We start from the raw sequence: 16,216 nt of genomic DNA on the forward strand, positions 1-16,216 counted from the left end.
AGCGGATTGTGCAGCCATCGCTTTTCGTGCTCCAGCAGCCAGCGTTTACGCCATAATCCGCCGCCATATCCGGTCAGCGCGCCATCGGAGCCTATGGTGCGATGGCACGGGATGATAATGGATAGCTGATTGGCGCCATTGGCATTGGCTACGGCGCGGATCGCATCCGGGCGGCCGGTTCTCTCTGCCAGTTCGGCATAGGAACAAGTCTGCCCCAGCGGAATTTCCTGCAGTGCATCCCAGACCGAGCGGGTGAAGGCCGGAGCATAGAGAGCCAGCGGTGTTTTAAAGCCCGTAAAGCCGCTCGTAAAATAGAGTTTCAACTCTGTTTCAATCTGATCAATCGGCGGCAGGCGGCCAAAGCTGATTGAAGATTTGGTATATTGGCGCAGTTTTTTCAGCTCATTCGGCAGGCCTTTACGTTCAAAAAACTCTAGCAAATGCAGATGGTGCTGGTCAGCAACGGCAAGCATGGAACCGATGGGCGTTTCCAGCCAATCAGCTTTGAGCAGTTCGCGGCCTTTGAGTTGTGCAGGCGTATCGCCGATCAACTGTGTGATTGCTTCGCGAAAGCCGCTGCCTGAATCATAACCGGCTTCAAGCTGTGCATCAATAACCGAATGTCCTGCCGCGATGCTTTCCAGACCACGGGCTTTGCGGCGCAGGCGTGCCATATCCAGAAAGGTCATGCCGATATGACGTTTAAAGGCACGGCGCACGGTTGAAGGATCAAGATCCATGGCAATGATATCGTCTTCACACCAGAAATGATCGGGACGTGCATCAAGACAATCCAGCAGTTTGGCAACGACCGGCTCTTTACCTCGGAAGTAATCCAGCGGGCGGCAGCGCTGACAAGGACGAAAACCCGCTTCCATACAGGTCGCAGGATGATCGAAGAAACGGCTGTTCTCGAATTTGGGCTTACGTGCCGGACACGACAGGCGACAGAAAATGCCGGTGCTGGTGACGCCGACAAAAACATGGCCGTCATAGGACTGGTCACGATCGAGAAGGGCCTGATAGAGGATTTTCGGATCTGGTAATGTGAATAGCATAGCTGAACTCTATCATGGTTCGTGAACTGTGCCGCCGAAAATCGGGCGTCTATTTTTCTGTACATCAGATTACTGGCAGATGCGATAGGTGCAGGATTTGCCATGACAGCCCATATCAAGATGCAGATTGGTTTTATGCGCTTCGTCTGCTTCCGGCCCCAGAACTGTCATGAAAAGCGTGCAGCTTTTGGCATGTAATGCACGCCAGAACTGCTTTTGCTTGTCTTTGCCGTTCCAGTCCTTTGCAAGCTCGGTCGTCTCACCATTCACCAGTGTAAACGACATGACATCCAGCGCATTGGCAAAAGCATGTTCTGAGACACGACGACCTGCGCCATTATTGACATTGCGGCATTGATAATGCGAGCCGGTGCCAATGGTTTTAATATCGCTGCCAAGATGGGTTTTTGCGAGGCTATTGGCCTGCTGCACCCATTCATTGAGCGCAACAGCCATGGTGCAGTTTGTTGTTACCGGCTGATCGAGTTCTATGGCAACAGGTTGGCTGAAAGCGGTAATTTCAAGCGGACTTCTGATCTGGCACTGGCCGTCCTGAACCGGCGGAAGGACTTTACCGATAATCTCCTTTTGCAGCAGAGGCAGGCAAGCCGCCTGATAAACCCGTTCGGATTTTTGCGTATCCGGTTCTGCGGGGGCAGGGCTTTGTTTTGGTTCTGGCTTTGGTAAAGGCGATGTGGCCTGAGGTTGCTCGGTAGTGGGTTTTATGGCCGGAACGGGGACAGATCCCGCTATTACCGGAGTGGTTGCGAAAATGGTTATGAGCATAAAAAGTGATAAAAAATATCGGAAATGGTGCATCACAATCCTTTTCTAAGTGCGGAAACGGTGCAGATTTTGCGGGTAACGCTTTTTATAAACCGCTGAACTGCCCATTCAGTTCCGGTTTTTCTCAGCTTACCTTCAAAGTCGCTCTTCTATGCAGCTGACAAATTATGTTAGAGGGGGCTATGAGTGCATATTCTTCAGTTTCCCCTGTTTATAATCCGCCTATGGATCCGCTTTCGGTGATCTATCAGGATGCGGATATTCTGGTGCTGGATAAGCCGAGCGGTTTATTGTCTGTGCCGGGGCGCGATCCTGCATTGTCGGATAGTCTGGCAACACGGGTACAGAAGCAGTTTCCTAAAGCTCTGATGATTCACCGGTTGGACAAGGATACATCCGGCGTTGTGCTGATGTCGCTGAATCGCAAAGCTCATGCGCTGATTGCCAGACAGTTTGAAGAGCGCAGTACGGAGAAATCTTATGTCGCTGTAGTCTGGGGCAATGTGGCGGAAGATGAGGGGCTGATTGATCTGCCCTTGGCGATTGATCAGCAGAATAAGCCGCGTCACCGTGTGGATTATGAGCATGGTAAATCTGCACAAAGCCGTTGGCAGGTACTGGAACGCAATGAACAGACAACACGTGTGCGCTTGTTTCCGCTGACCGGACGCACGCATCAACTGCGTGTGCATATGAGAGCCATCGGTCATGTGATGCTTGGCGATGAGTTCTATGCGGAAGGCGCTGCATTGCAGGCTGCAGACCGGTTATTATTGCATGCGGAAAGCCTGAGCTTCCGCCATCCAGATGGGCGCACTGTGAATTTTACCATCCCTTGTCCGTTTTGAGAGAAGATATGCAGCAAACAGATGATAATGACCTGATTGTTGATTTTGTCGGCGGTGCAGTCGGGCATCGCTTCCGCTCCGGTGAGGGGCGCGGGCAGGCGCTGGCCAAAGCGGCAGGACTGGTGCGCGGTGTTACGCCGGATATTGTGGATGCCACAGCCGGGCTTGGCCGCGATGCATTTTTGCTGGCCTCACTGGGCGCGAATGTAACGCTGATTGAACGCTCCGAAAAAATGCATGCATTGCTGGCGGCAGGACTGGAACGGGCGGCGGCTGAAGGCGGGCGCTTAGCGGAGACCGTGGCGCGTATGACATTATTGCACGGGGATTCTTCTGAATTATTGCCGGCGTTGAACCCGCAAGTGGTGCTGGTCGACCCGATGCATCCGCCGCGCGGAAATACAGCGCTGGTCAAAAAGGAAATGCGCCAGATCCGTGAGATTGTCGGCACTGACCCCGATGCGGAAAAGCTGATGCAGGTGGCGCTGGACGTTGCGCTCAACCGTGTTGTGCTGAAATGGCCGCTGCGTGCCGAGTCGATGGCAGGTATTCGCAAGCCGTCGCATCAGATTTTGGGCAAGAGCACGCGTTATGATGTGTTTGTGAAGGCGAAGATAACTTACAGCGGTTCCAGTTAAGACTGAATCGTTGGAACCGCTGTAACTGTTTGTTTTTACGCATTATCCAACGCAAAACCGCTTCGCACTTTTGCTGGAAATGCTATAAGCTTTAAGCCAGTCCATCATGCCTTCAGCGGCAGCGCGGCCCGTGGCAAAGCAAGCGGTGAGCAGATAACCGCCGGTCGGCGCTTCCCAATCCAGCATTTCACCGGCAACAAAAACGCCTGGCAATTTATGCAGCATGTAGTTTTCGCTGACCTCATCCCAGACAATGCCGCCGGCAGAAGAAATCGCTTCCGCAATCGGACGCGGGCGCAGCAGCGGCACTGCCAGATTTTTAATCTGTCGGGCAAGGTCTTCCGGTGTCAGTTGATGGATATCCGGCACCATTTCACGCAATAATGCGGCTTTCACGCCTTCCAAGCCCGTGGCTTTACGCAGGCGATTGGAGAAGCTGCTTTTGTTGCCCTGTTTGGTGATGTCACGGATCAACCGCTCAAGCGAGCGGGCTGGTGTGAGATCAAGGGAGAAGCTGGCTGTACCATTTGTCTCTAACTGATCGCGTAATGCGGCAGTATGCGCATAGATCAGGCTGCCTTCGATACCGTGTTGCGAGATAACAAATTCACCCTCAATCCGGCCTGCGGGTGAAGTGACGGCAACCGATTTCAGCGGTGCGCCTGCGTAGCGTTCGCGGAACAGCGCACTCCATTCAACATCAAATCCGCAATTGGCAGGGCGAAACGGCGCAATGACGATGCCTTTTTCTGCAAGCCATGGCACCCATGCCGCATCAGAACCAAGGCGAAGATAACTTGCGCCACCCAGAGCCAGCAAAACAGCATGATGCGTTTTCTCGATCTCACCTTCCGGCGTATCGAATAACAGGGCATCACCTCTGAAGCCTTTCCAGCGATGGCGTTTTAAAATGCTGACGCCTTGCGTTTCCAGTCGTGCGACCCAGTTGCGCAGAAGCGGAGAGGCTTTCATGCGCTTTGGAAAAACGCGTCCCGAACTGCCGGTAAAGACCTCAATATCCAGCTTTTCTGTCCATTCGCAGATGTCGGTGGGTGTAAAACTATCAAGTGCCGGAATTAATTGCTGTGCGGCGGAACCATATCGGGTGCGAAAACGTTCATAGGGCTCTGAATGGGTGATATTGAGCCCGGACTTTCCTGCCAGCAGGAATTTGCGGGCAACGGTTGGCATTGCTTCATAAACTGTAACATCATGTCCGTTTGCGGATAAAATTTCGGCAGCAGCAAGTCCCGACGGGCCCCCGCCGATAATCGCAATGGTCGCGTTGTTTGTGGTTGTGTTTGTCAATGTCATTCGGTTCACCTGCAGTTCAGCTTGTTTTAGCTAAGTTCGAAGCTGACGCAAGTAAGAAGCAACCATGGAGATGCTTATGAAAAAGACCCTGATCATTCCGGCTATTGCTGCTGCTCTTTTTAGCACGGCTTTGTTGCCGGTGGCGCAGGCAAATGCCGCCGGTAAAACCGAGACACTCTATGTGAATAACAAGCTGGTGGATTGTGTTGGTGTGGGCCCGCAAAAATGTATGCAGGTGCGTACCAGCCCTAAGGGTGAGTGGACACTGTTCTATAACGGAATTGACGGTTTCGACTATGAACCGGGTTATAAATATAAGCTGAGGGTGAATATAACCAAAGTTAAGAACCCACCGGCGGATGCTTCCAGCCTGAACTATAAGCTCGTAAAGGTCTTGAGCAAAAAGAAATAGTTTATTTTCTGGATTTCTAAAATAGTGAGCCTGCTCTGAGAGCAGGCTTTTTTATTTTCCGTCAGATCTGGAATAGGTAATTCAGAAATCGTAAGATTCACATTCAGAAAAGCATGGCAAAAATGTCACGCCATAAAAAAACTGTTATTGTTTTTCATTTTTTATTTAGATTGAATTAATTTATGATCAATGCGATTCAATAAATAAACATTTTTATTTTGAAATAAATATGTGTTGTTTGTGATTTTGTTGTTTTTATTGAATTTTAATCTAAGTTATTGTTATTTTTTATTTGTATTGTTATTGTTTGGGTGTTCTGAATTTTATGTTTTTTATTTTTATTGATACTTCGCAATAATATAAGGTTTTTCCGATGAACATATCACGGCCGATACTTTATGATGCCAGTTTAACAGATATGCAGGAATTTGAACTTGTCGATATTATCAGTAGCCAGGCTATCCGGTTTGGTTTTGAGTATTATAGTTTTGTAATCCGGATTCCGCAGTCTTTGACCCGCCCGAAAATTCAGGGTTTTGATAATTACTCAGAAAATTGGCGTCATTATTATGCGCATAATGAGTGTATCCTGAGTGACCCTGCTATTCAGATGGCTATGCGCTCCTCCAGGCCAGTGGTCTGGACTGAAAAGCTCTATCAGCAGAACAAGATTTTGTGGCAGGAGATGAAGCGCGACGGGCATTCCGTTGGCGTTACCCAGTCATGTTGGGGGCCGCAATCAATCGCAGGCTTTCTATCATTCAGTCGGCAGAGCGGAGCGATCAGTAAAGCCGAACTAAAAGATCTTGAGCCGGAGTTGCGCCAGATCAGTCTGTCTCTGTTCAGTAAAATCTATGATTTTTATCATCTTGATGAGACGTATAATACGGAAGATCAGATTATTACGCTGCGTGAGCGGGAAATCCTGCGCTGGACAGGGGACGGTAAAACCGCTGAGGATATTTCTATCATTCTGAACATCACACCGCGCACAGTGCATTTTCATATGAATAATGTGCTGAACAAACTAATTGTTTCTAACAAAGTTCATGCGGTGATGAAGGCGCATCTGATCGGTTTGCTCTGAACAAAAAAAGCCGCTGCAAAATGTAGCGGCTTTTCTGGGAGGAGTGATCGCGATTATTTATAGCGCGACAATCCGAGATCGGATGTATCGATGTCCGGTTTTTTGCCGGAGATCAGATCGGCCATCACGCGGGCAGAACCGGCTGACATTGTCCAGCCGAGTGTGCCGTGACCGGCATTGATGTAAAGATTATCATATTTGGTTGCCCCGATGATCGGGGTTGAATCCGGTGTCATCGGACGCAGACCAGACCAGAAGGTTGCCTTGGACAGATCGCCGGCACCACCGAAGAGGCCGCCAACAGAGAGTTCCAGTGTTTCGCGGCGTTCCGGCAACAGGCGGGTCACATAATCTGTGACTTCAGCCATCCCACCAACGCGGATGCGGTCGCCGAGGCGGGTGATCGCAATCTTGTAAGTTTCATCGAGAATGGTGGAAACCGGTGCGCGGGATTCATCAATGATCGGAATAGTGATGGAATAACCCTTCACCGGATAGATCGGCACATTGAGGCCAAGGCCTTTTACCAGATGCGGGGTGAAACTGCCGAGCGCTGCAACATAACGGTCAGCAGTAAAGGTGCCTTTGTTGGTTTCAACCGCAACGATCTTGCCGCTGTTGAGCTGGAAACCTTTAATATCCACATTGTAGTGGAATTTAACGCCAAGCTCTTCGGCCATTTTGGCCAGCTTATTGGTGAAAGTGAAGCAATCGCCTGTACCGTCATCTGGCATACGCAGGCCGCCGGCGATCATGTGCTTTACATTGGCAAGAGCAGGTTCTGCCTGAGTGCAACCTTCCGCATCAAGCACTTCGAATTTAATGCCGTCCTGACGCAGGCTTTCAATATCCTTGGTCATAACCGCGTCAAAATCTTTCTGACTGCGGAACAGCTGCAGGGTGCCTTTTGAACCTTCATCATAGCTGATGCCGGTATCATTGCGCAGTTCGGTCAGGCATTCGCGGCTATAGTTGGAAATACGCAGCATACGCGCTTTGTTGGTCGCATAGGCCGATGCAGTGCAATTGGCCAGCATCGACATCAGCCAGCTATACATTGCCGGATTGCAGGTCGGACGGAAAATCAGCGGGGAGTGTTTTTTGAACAGCCACATCGCCGCTTTCTGCGGAATACCCGGAGCAGCCCAAGGTGTGGAATAACCATAGGAAAGCTGGCCGGCATTGGCGAAACTGGTTTCAAGCGCCGGTCCTTCCTGACGGTCGATCACTGTCACTTCATGGCCGGCTTTTGCCAGATAATAGGCGGTTGTTACGCCGATAACACCGCTGCCGAGTATTGTAACTTTCATGGTCTGCCTCTGTCAGAGCTTGGCTTGAAATGCTGCCTATGCAGTCGCGATATATTTTCAAGCAAGAATGTCGTTGATATAAATGCGATGATATCTGTTCCCCAGAGATGTCAGCACCTCATAGGCAATGGTGCCTGCATCCTGAGCCACTTGCTCCAGTGTCTGATGCGGGCCGATCAGTTCAACCAGACTGCCGAGCTTCAATGTGCCTTCCGGCAATGCGCTGACATCCAGTGTAATCGAATCCATGGAAACGCGGCCGATAATTGGCAGGCGCACATCACCATAATAGGCGCAGCCTTTATTGCTCAGGTGCCGCAGCCAGCCGTCAGCATAGCCGACTGCAATTGTTGCAACGCGAGTTTCAGCCTGTGTTTCGTAGCTGCCACCATAACCGACCAGTGTTTTGGCCGGTACGGTGCGGCACTGAATAACCCGCGCCTGTAATGATACGACCGGCCGCATCGGGTTTGGCAGGTTTTCCTGCGGAGCGCCGCCATAAAGGGCAATGCCGGGACGCGCCAGATCGTAATGATAGCTGCGTTCCATAAAAGTGCCGCCGGAATTGGAAAAGGCAACGGCATGATGCGGCAAAAGCTTGAGTGCTGCCTGCATGCGTTCCAGCTGCGCTTTATTCTGCGGGCTTTGAACATTATCGCCGGCGGCCAGATGGCTGATGATGAATTTTACATCCACGCCGTCAAGCAGGGAAAGGTCGGCGACGAGTGTCTGCAATTCCTGTTCAGACAGACCGAGACGGGACATGCCGGTGTCGAGCTGCAGAAGGGCAGGGAGCTTGCGGTTTTGGGAGTTGGCTAAAGCTGCCCAGTTGCTGAGTTGCTCAAGGGAGTTCAGCACCGGCACAATATTATGCCCTGCACAGAGCTGTTCTGTCTGTGGCTGTAAGCCGTTCAGAATATAAATCGTGGCGTCTTTGCCGATATGCGGATGCAGGTTGAGGGCTTCACCCAGATGCGCAACGAAAAAGTCACGGCAACCGGCTGCATAAAATTGCGGGGCGACTTTATCTGCGCCTAGACCATAGGCATCGGCTTTGACAACAGCAGCGGTGCGGGTCGGAGTGATCGCATCGGCGACGTGCTTATAATTGGCGCGGAGAGCACCGAGATCGATGGTCAGAATGCCGCCTGCAGCCAGTGCCAACTGGTTATCAGAGGTGTCAACTGACTCAGGCGTACGAGTATCAGCAAAGATTACAGACATAAGCACTTCCGCATTGTCAATGTCTGGCCTTTCATGCGGTTAGCCTGAACCTCTGTCTGGCGAAACAGCCGGTGCTGTTCGGTGACGAGGCTGAGGCAAATACCGCAGAAAGGGCAAACAATTTTGTATAAGAGGCAGCATCGCTTCAGCGCCGGAATTTCATGCGCGAAATGCTGAGCCGTATCTCTCTCCCTATTTCGAAGTTTAATCGAATAGTCTTCGAATGTTTTTGCTATTTTTCGCAAATTATGCGAATTATGGGTAAGTTAGCACGATAAAATACTGAGAATTGGAATATTCTGCGTGTCGACCTTAGATGCTATAGATCGTAATATTATCCGTTGTCTGCGCCGTGACGGTCGCATGACCAATAGTCAGCTTGCCACAGAGGTGGGCTTATCACAATCGGCCTGTTTGCGCAGGGTGCAGATGCTGGAAACAAGCGGGGTTATCCGCGGTTATACGGCGATTGTTGCGGCACCTGATGCTGATGACCGGTTGGTGGCGCTGGTGCGTATTACGCTGGAGCGGCAGACGGAGGAATATCTCAACCGGTTTGAAGAAGCGGTGCGCCGTCATCCGGAGATTCAGGAATGTTATCTGATGACCGGTGATGCGGATTATATCTTGCGCGCTGAGGCAGAAAATACGGCGGCCTATGAGGTCATTCACAAAGAAATTCTCTCACGTCTGCCAGGAGTGGTTCGTATTCACTCAAGCTTCTCAATCCGCAGTGTGCTTTTGAGCAGAGCGCCGGTGAAATGATGGGCGCTCTGCGCTTGTTGTAATGCTCAGTCTTTGTGTAAAATTGAGGCGTCCACATCCGTGATCCGGCGTTTGCCACACAATGCCATAGTGACATCGGCCTCACGGGCGATGATTTCCAGTGCTTTGGTTACACCGGCTTTGCCCATTGCGCCAAGGCCATAGAGAAACGGTCTGCCGATATAAGTTCCTTTGGCGCCGAGGGCGACGGCTTTCAGCACATCCTGACCGGAGCGGATACCACCGTCGAGATGGATTTCCACCTTGTCGCCAACTGTATCCACGATACGTGGCAGCATGGAGATGGAAGATGGTGCGCCATCGAGCTGGCGGCCGCCATGATTGGAGACGATAATCGCATCGGCACCGGTTTTTGCAGCCATCAGGGCATCTTCTTCATCTAGAATGCCTTTGAGGATCAGCGGGCCACCCCAGAGATTTTTGATCCATTCCACATCATCCCAGTTCAGTTTCGGATCAAACTGCTCCGCAGTCCATGAGGACAGGGAGGAGAGATCGCTGACGCCCTTGGCATGGCCGGCAATATTGCGGAATGTGCGGCGCTGGGTGCCCATCATGCCAAGGCACCATTGCGGGCGGGTCATCATCTGCCAGATATGCTTCGGCGTGAATTTCGGCGGGGCAGACAAACCATTGCGCAGATCTTTATGGCGCTGGCCAAGAATTTGCAGGTCGAGGGTCAAGACCAGAGCAGAACAACCGGCCGCTTTGGCGCGTTCAATCAAATTGCGTACAAAATCACGGTCTTTCATCACATAAAGCTGGAACCAGAATGGTTTTTTGGTTGCCTCTGCCACATCTTCAATCGAGCAGATGCTCATGGTGGAAAGCGTAAAAGGCACGCCGAATTCTGCTGCGGCCTGCGCTGCCAGAATTTCCCCGTCTGCATGTTGCATACCTGCGAGACCTGTCGGAGAGAGGGCTACGGGCATCGCAACATTCTGGCCGATCATGGTGCTGGCTAATGAGCGGTCAGTCATATCGACCAGCACGCGCTGACGCAGTTTGATTTTAGCGAAGTCGCTTTCATTGGCGCGATAGGTTGATTCTGTCCATGCGCCGGAATCTGCGTAATCGAAAAACATTTTCGGTACACGGCGTTGAGCCAGTCTTTTCAGATCAGCGATTTCAAGAACAGTACTCATAGTGCTTGCTTTCTGAATTTTTTTCTTAAGTTATTTAATATTATTCAATTTTTATAAGGTCAGTACAAGACTGGCTGTTAAAAAACGGATGTTCAGCTATCTTTGCTGTACAACGATGATTTTTAAAAGGTTGTACTGATGATAACCGGTGCGCGTAAGCTTATTTTACGTTTGTTTTCTCAAGGGATTTTGTTGTGTGTCACAGCTTCCGTTGCGGTAGCACAGTCGCAAACAGATCAACTGAAAGATAAAGCCCTTTATAGTGCACATCGCGTGGCTGTCAGTGCTGAAACCGTGAAGGTCACGGAATATCGCCCGCAACTGGTTTTAACCGGTACTGTCGCTGCACGTAATCTGATTAATCTTGCTTTTCGGGCTTCCGGTCAGGTGACGGAACGCAACGCTGATGTCGGGCAAAAGGTCGAGGCTGGAGATCTTCTGGCGCGGATAGACGCTGTTGAGCAGCAAGCGGTTTTACGTTCCGCTCAGGCCTCTTTGAACGCAGCGCAGGCACAGCTGGTACAGGCAACAGCGAATTATGTACGTCAGCAGGCTTTGCTGAAGCAAGGCTTTACCACACGCGGGCAGTTCGGCACGGCGGAAGAAAATAAACAGCGGGCAGAATCTGCACTGATTTCTGCTCAGAGCCAGATGAAAAATGCACAGGATATGATGAGCTACACCGAATTGCGTGCACCGCGTTCCGGTGTGGTAACGGCGCGTAATATTGAAACCGGACAATTGGTGCAGGCTGCACAGACGGCCTTTACGATCGCCGCAGATGGTGAGCGTGATGCTGTGTTTGATGTGCAGGAAGCTCTGGCCGCCCATGCTGAAACCATTGGAGGCAAGCCTGACATGCAAGGCTTGCCGCCGGTGAGCCTGTCGCTGGTGTCTGATCCGACAGTTACGGCAACCGGCCATGTCCGTGAAATCGCGCCGGTGGTGAATGCCACGACCGGTACTGTGCGCATTAAAGTAGAACTGGATACACCACCGGCAGCAATGACGCTCGCGGCACCGGTCACCGGCACGCTGTCTTTACCGGCAGTGCGTGCAGTGGTTTTGCCGTGGAGCGCAATGACCGCACAGGATGGCAAACCTGCCGTCTGGGTTCTTGATCCGAAGACAAATAGTGTCACATCTGTGCTGGTAGATGTTCTGGATTATGAGCGTGAGAAAATTATCATTTCTGACGGTTTGAAGGATGGTCAGATGGTGATCACACGCGGTGGGCAGATGCTTGGTGAAGGCTCTGTTGTTGATCTGCTGATGGTAGATGAAAAGAGTGTTACGCAATGAGCAGAGCAAAGACAGTCGTGAGCGTCAGAACAATGCAACGCAAACTTCTCGGCGCCGCAGTCGCAGGATCTTTGGTGATGCTTGCTGCCTGTGGTGAAAAACAGGACGAAGCAGCGGAAGTGGTTCGTCCTGTTTTGTTTGTGACAGCGCAGGCAGAACCATCCCAGCAAACAGGCTTTGCCGGTTCAGTGGAGCCGCAATATAGCACCGATCTTGCATTTCGTGTGCTCGGGCGGCTGATCCAGCGCAATGTTGATATTGGTGATATGGTTGAAAAAGGTCAGGTCGTGGCGATGATTGATCCCGCACAACTTGATCTGAATTTGCAGGCTGCTAAGGCGGATATGGCCAGTGCCGAGGCGCAATATGCTAATGCGCAGGCCACCGAAGAGCGGCAAGTACGCCTGCTGGCAACGCGCAGTATTTCTCAGGCAATTTATGACAATGCCAAACAGGCGCGCGATACCGCTGCTGCCGGATTGGAAAAGGCTAAAGCTGCCTTGCGTAAAGCTGAGGATGAGCGTGGTTTTGCGCAATTACAGCCCGACTTTGCCGGTGTGGTTTCTGCGGTAAGTGCCGAGGTCGGACAGGTTGTGTCGGCAGGACAAAGTGTAGTGACCATTGCGCGGCCTGATGTGCGTGAAGCGGTCGTGGATGTGCCGGATAATATTGCCGAAGACGTTAAACCCGGAGATAAATTTATCATTTTCTTGCAAGCTGATCCGGTTGTGCAAACAGAAGGTCATGTGCGGGAAATCGCACCACAGGCCGACAGTGCAACCCGTTTGCGCAGGGTGAAAATCACTTTGGATGAAGCGCCGGAAGCATTTCGTCTGGGTACAACCATTACGGCGTTACGCAGTAATGGTAATCATCAGGAACAGATCAGTTTGCCGCTTTCTGCTTTGCTGGAGCGGGATGGCAAGGCCTATGTCTGGATTGCCGATGCGCAAAGCCAGACTGTTCGCCGTCAGCCGGTTGAAGTTGTCCGCCGCACAGATCAGGACTTTATCGTTCAGGGAATAGAGGCGGGTCAGCATATTGTTAGTGCGGGTGTGAACAGTTTGCGCGATGGTCAAAAAGTTAAGCTGCCGCAGGGAGAGAAATAATGAAGAAGTTTAATCTCTCTGACTGGGCGCTTAATCACCGTTCGCTGGTCTGGTATTTCATGCTGGTGTTTTTGATTGCAGGTAGTGCTGCCTATATTAATCTGGGGCGCGAAGAAGATCCGCAATTCACCATTAAAACCATGCTGATACAGGCCAACTGGCCCGGCGCATCGGTGGATGAGACAATCAATCAGGTCACTGACCGGATTGAGAAGAAACTGCAGGAGCTGGACAGTCTCGATTTTACCAAATCGGTGACGACGCCCGGAAAAGCGGTTATTTTCGTTAATCTGAAAGCAACGACAAAAGCACGGGATGTGGAGAAAATCTGGCTCCAGACCCGCAATATGATCAATGATATCAAAGGCAACTTTCCTGAAGGCGTATACGGACCTTATTACAACGACCGGTTTGGCGATGTGTTTGGCAATATTTATGCTTTCACCGCAGATGGTCTGAGTCACCGACAATTGCGCGATTATGTGGAAACGGTTCGCACACAGGTGTTGCAACTGCCAAGTGCAGGCAAAGTTGATCTGATCGGTGCGCAGGATGAGGTGATTTTTCTTGAATTCTCCTCCCGACAGATTGCAGCTTTGGGACTGGATCAGCAGGCGATTTTAAAGAGCTTGCAGGATCAGAATGCGATTACGCCGTCCGGTGTGATTAATGCCGGTCCTGAACGGCTTTCGGTACGGGTGAGCGGACAGTTCACCTCGGAAGAAAGCCTGAAGGCGGTTAATCTTCGTGTCAATAACCGCTTCTTCCGCCTCAGCGATGTGGCGGAGATCAAGCGTGGTTATACCAATCCGCCGGAAAGTCTGTTTCGTGTGAATGGCGAACCGGCAATTGGTTTGGCAATCGGTATGAAACCGAATGAAAATCTGCTGGATTTTGGTAAAGCGCTGAATGAATTGATGGTGCATGTCGAAGGCGAACTGCCGATTGGTATTAAAGTGCATCAGGTCGCTGATCAGCCGGAAGTGGTGGATGATGCGGTGTCCGGTTTCACCAAAGCCTTGTTTGAGGCGGTGGTTATCGTTCTCGCGGTGAGCTTTATCAGTCTTGGTGTGCGTGCCGGTTTTGTGGTTTCACTGTCGATCCCGCTGGTGCTGGCGATCACGTTTCTCACCATGCAATATATGGATATTTCGCTGCAACGTGTGTCACTCGGCGCGTTGATTATCGCGCTCGGTCTATTGGTGGACGATGCGATGATCGCGGTGGAAATGATGGTTGCACGGCTTGAGGCGGGTGATCCGATCAATAAAGCGGCGACCTATGTTTATACGCATACGGCCTTTCCGATGCTGACAGGGACGCTGGTGACGATTGCCGGTTTTATCCCGATTGGCCTCAACAGCAGTCAGGCCGGTGAATATACCTATACTTTGTTCGTCGTGATCGGGGTGTCGCTGGTGGTGTCATGGGTGGTTGCGGTGCTCTTTGCACCGCTGCTCGGCGTGACCATCCTGCCAAAAACCATGAAGAAACATGAGGAAAAGCCACGTCGTGTGACAGCGGCTTTTTCCGCTGCTTTGCTGTGGTGTATGCGCTATCGCTGGACAACGATTTTTGCAACGATTGCGCTGTTTCTGGTGTCGCTGGGCGGCGTAACGCTGATTGAACGTCAGTTCTTTCCGTCTTCGGATCGTCCGGAACTGGTGATTGACTGGAAGCTGCCGGAAAACAGCTCCATTGCCGAAACACAGGCGCAGATGCTGCGTTTTGAAGACACTATGCTCAAAGGCAATGAGGATATTGATCACTGGAGCAGCTATATCGGGCAGGGTGCGGTACGTTTCGTGCTGACCTTTGATGTGCAGCCGGTCAATCCGTATTTCGGTCAGATGATTATTGTTGCCAAGGATGTGGAAGCACGCGACCGCCTTAAGCAGAAATTTGATGCGGTTTTGCGCAAGGATTATATCGGCACGGATGCTTATGTAAAATTTCTTGAGCTGGGGCCGCCGGTTGGTCGTCCGGTGCAATATCGCGTCAGCGGGCCGGATATTCAGACGGTGCGTAATTATGCGCATCAGGTTGCCGATATTATGGGCAAAGATGAGCGTCTGGGTGTGGTCGCCTTTGATTGGAACGAACCGGCACGTGTGGTGCGGGTTGATGTATTGCAGGATAAAGCACGCAAACTCGGCGTTTCCTCCAAAGATATATCGATGACCCTGAATAGTGTGGTCGGCGGTCTGGCGATTACGCAGGTGCGCGATGCCACCTATCTCATCAATGTGGTGGTACGGGCACAGGCGCAGGAGCGTGACCGGATTGAAACATTGCGTAACTTGCAAATCGGCACGGGTAACGGGGAATCCATTCCGCTCGCTTCGATTGCCAACTTCCGCTACGAGATTGAACAGCCTGTGGTCTGGCGCCGTGACCGTATGCCGACGATTACGGTATCTGCCGGTATTCTCGACAAGACAATGCCGGATACGGTGGTTGAGCAAATGAAGGGGCAGGTTGACGCTTTTGCGCAGAAACTGCCGCTCGGCTATTCCGTTCATATTGCCGGTACGGTTGAGGAAAGTGCTAAAAGTCAGGGGCCTATTGCTGCCGTTGTGCCATTGATGTTGTTCGTAATGGCAACAATTCTGATGATCCAGTTGCAGAGTTTCCAGCGGCTGTTTCTGGTGGTGGCGGTCGCGCCGCTTGGCCTGATCGGTGTGGTTGCGGCCTTGCTGCCGAGCGGAAAGCCGCTTGGTTTTGTGGCTATTCTCGGTGTGCTGGCGCTGATCGGTATTCTAATACGCAACTCGGTGATCCTCATTGTGCAGGTCGAGGATCATATTAAAGAGGGCATGCATCCTTGGGATTCAGTTCATTATTCTGCCCAGCATCGTATGCGCCCGATTGCGCTGACGGCAGCGGCTGCCAGTCTGGCGCTGATCCCGATTTCGCGTGAAGTGTTCTGGGGCCCGATGGCCTATGCAATGATGGGCGGGATTATTGTCGGCACAGTGATTACGCTGTTGTTCCTGCCAGCGCTTTACGTGGCATGGTTCCGTATAAAAGAGCCGGAACCGCAGGAGCCGGAAGGCAGTTCTGACGTGCCGCCGGCCGAGCCGGTCTTGGTGCAGTAACTTAAAAAAATACAGGGCAGCTTTCTGAAACGGAGCTGCCCTTTTATTTTTGTGAAACAGATAATTTCAATTGCAACTGGTCTTAAAATGGTATTGTAT

Annotated in this window: 13 protein-coding genes and 1 pseudogene; 8 read left to right on the forward strand and 6 right to left on the reverse strand. The window is 51.4% G+C overall.

The genetic code is table 11. From position 1 onward, the window contains the following. Positions 1-32: 32 nt before the first annotated feature. Both DFR47_RS11580 and DFR47_RS11585 read right to left on the reverse strand, forming a co-directional pair. Positions 33-1,058: pseudogene (locus DFR47_RS11580) on the reverse strand (bifunctional transcriptional activator/DNA repair enzyme AdaA); the annotation flags it as partial. Positions 1,059-1,127: 69 nt separating this feature from the next. Then, positions 1,128-1,844, reverse strand: coding sequence for an extensin-like domain-containing protein (locus DFR47_RS11585; protein WP_113944983.1), 717 nt, complete (start codon positions 1,842-1,844; stop codon positions 1,128-1,130). A gap of 182 nt (positions 1,845-2,026) precedes the next feature. On the opposite strand from DFR47_RS11585, the gene DFR47_RS11590 reads away from it, so the two are divergent. Both DFR47_RS11590 and DFR47_RS11595 read left to right on the forward strand, forming a co-directional pair. Then, positions 2,027-2,692, forward strand: coding sequence for a pseudouridine synthase (locus tag DFR47_RS11590; protein WP_113944591.1), 666 nt, complete (start codon positions 2,027-2,029; stop codon positions 2,690-2,692). Positions 2,693-2,700: 8 nt separating this feature from the next. Then, entirely contained in the window at positions 2,701-3,330 is a 630-nt protein-coding gene (locus DFR47_RS11595) for a class I SAM-dependent methyltransferase (protein ID WP_113944592.1), read from the forward strand. A gap of 42 nt (positions 3,331-3,372) precedes the next feature. On the opposite strand, the gene DFR47_RS11600 is transcribed toward DFR47_RS11595, so the two are convergent. Continuing rightward, positions 3,373-4,644 (reverse strand): TIGR03862 family flavoprotein, encoded by a 1,272-nt coding sequence (locus DFR47_RS11600; protein ID WP_113944593.1) that lies wholly within the window; start codon positions 4,642-4,644, stop codon positions 3,373-3,375. Positions 4,645-4,720: 76 nt separating this feature from the next. On the opposite strand from DFR47_RS11600, the gene DFR47_RS11605 reads away from it, so the two are divergent. Beyond that, a complete protein-coding gene (locus DFR47_RS11605) occupies positions 4,721-5,056 on the forward strand; it encodes a DUF4377 domain-containing protein (protein ID WP_170137491.1) in 336 nt (111 codons plus the stop codon). A gap of 373 nt (positions 5,057-5,429) precedes the next feature. Continuing rightward, on the forward strand, positions 5,430-6,143 hold the full coding sequence (locus tag DFR47_RS11610; protein WP_113944594.1) for an autoinducer binding domain-containing protein: 714 nt from the start codon (positions 5,430-5,432) through the stop codon (positions 6,141-6,143). 53 nt (positions 6,144-6,196) lie between these two features. Here DFR47_RS11610 and DFR47_RS11615 read toward each other — a convergent pair whose 3' ends face one another. Together DFR47_RS11615 and alr are read right to left on the reverse strand one after the other, a co-directional pair. Continuing rightward, positions 6,197-7,453, reverse strand: a complete 1,257-nt coding sequence (locus DFR47_RS11615; protein ID WP_113944595.1) for a D-amino acid dehydrogenase — start codon at positions 7,451-7,453, stop codon at positions 6,197-6,199. Between the two features lie 57 nt (positions 7,454-7,510). Beyond that, a complete protein-coding gene (gene alr / locus DFR47_RS11620) occupies positions 7,511-8,677 on the reverse strand; it encodes an alanine racemase (protein ID WP_113944596.1) in 1,167 nt (388 codons plus the stop codon). A 303-nt stretch (positions 8,678-8,980) separates the two neighbouring features. Between alr and DFR47_RS11625 the strand changes: the two genes are divergently transcribed. Further along, positions 8,981-9,442 (forward strand): Lrp/AsnC family transcriptional regulator, encoded by a 462-nt coding sequence (locus DFR47_RS11625; RefSeq protein WP_113944597.1) that lies wholly within the window; start codon positions 8,981-8,983, stop codon positions 9,440-9,442. A gap of 26 nt (positions 9,443-9,468) precedes the next feature. Here the strand turns inward: DFR47_RS11625 and DFR47_RS11630 are convergent, their stop codons facing one another. Beyond that, positions 9,469-10,608, reverse strand: a complete 1,140-nt coding sequence (locus DFR47_RS11630; protein WP_113944598.1) for an alpha-hydroxy acid oxidase — start codon at positions 10,606-10,608, stop codon at positions 9,469-9,471. Between the two features lie 138 nt (positions 10,609-10,746). On the opposite strand from DFR47_RS11630, the gene DFR47_RS11635 reads away from it, so the two are divergent. From DFR47_RS11635 to DFR47_RS11645, 3 genes are read left to right on the forward strand one after another with little or no spacing between them, the layout of a single operon-like run. Continuing rightward, positions 10,747-11,910 carry an efflux RND transporter periplasmic adaptor subunit gene (locus DFR47_RS11635; protein WP_113944599.1) on the forward strand — a complete coding sequence of 388 codons (1,164 nt, stop codon included), beginning with the start codon at positions 10,747-10,749 and terminating at the stop codon, positions 11,908-11,910. Positions 11,911-11,942: 32 nt separating this feature from the next. Beyond that, complete coding sequence (locus DFR47_RS11640) at positions 11,943-13,019, forward strand: efflux RND transporter periplasmic adaptor subunit (protein WP_113944600.1); 1,077 nt, start codon at positions 11,943-11,945, stop codon at positions 13,017-13,019. After that, complete coding sequence (locus tag DFR47_RS11645; RefSeq protein ID WP_113944601.1) at positions 13,019-16,117, forward strand: efflux RND transporter permease subunit; 3,099 nt, start codon at positions 13,019-13,021, stop codon at positions 16,115-16,117. Before DFR47_RS11640 ends, DFR47_RS11645 begins: the two co-directional genes overlap by 1 nt. The last annotated feature ends 99 nt before the right edge of the window (positions 16,118-16,216 follow it).

The organism is Pseudochrobactrum asaccharolyticum (genome assembly GCF_003314995.1).
In the GTDB taxonomy this organism is placed as follows: Bacteria; Pseudomonadota; Alphaproteobacteria; order Rhizobiales; family Rhizobiaceae; genus Pseudochrobactrum; species Pseudochrobactrum asaccharolyticum.